This is a genomic window from Wolbachia endosymbiont of Tuta absoluta, assembly GCF_059414725.1.
Genome location: NZ_JBNRJY010000269.1, coordinates 1 through 617, shown reverse-complemented (window position 1 = coordinate 617; position 617 = coordinate 1). Strand labels below are relative to the sequence as shown.

Sequence of the window (617 nt, the reverse complement as noted above, 5' to 3'; positions counted from 1 at the left end):
TGATGTTCTGAAGACTCAGAACGCAACGATGTCGTCCTGTGCAGGAGCTGGAGGAAACGGAACTTACGATCGATCAAAGAATAAATAAATATCCATATCCTGGGGAATATTTAATTTTTTCCGTATTCTGTATTTTTTCTGCTGTACCGTTCTGTGTTGGATAAAAGTATAAACGGCAATTTCTTTGGAGCTGAAATGAAGTTTCAGCATCGCACAAAAAACCAGTTCCGATTCTTCAAGACCCGGATCGATCCAAGAAAAGCCGAATTGAAGCAACCCGTACCAAAACCGACACAGGTAGTCGAGGAGAGAATCCTAAGGTGCTCGAGTGAGTCGTGGCTAAGGAACTAGGCAAAATAGTCTCGTAACTTCGGAAGAAGAGACGCCATCAGCAATGGTGGCCGCAGTGAAGAGGCCCAGGCGACTGTTTATCAAAAACACAGGACTCTGCTAAATCGAAAGATGCTGTATAGGGTCTGACACCTGCCCGGTGCTGGAAGGTTAAGGAAGGTGCTTAGAGGTAACTCGAAGGCATTAACTGAAGCCCCAGTAAACGGCGGCCGTAACTATAACGGTCCTAAGGTAGCGAAATTCCTTGTCGGGTAAGTTCCGACCTG

1 rRNA gene is annotated in these 617 nt (G+C 46.0%); it reads left to right on the top strand.

Features of this window, described 5'->3' with window-relative positions:
• Nucleotides 1-617: ribosomal RNA gene (locus ACJ5GX_RS02970) — 23S ribosomal RNA — on the top strand; the annotation flags it as partial.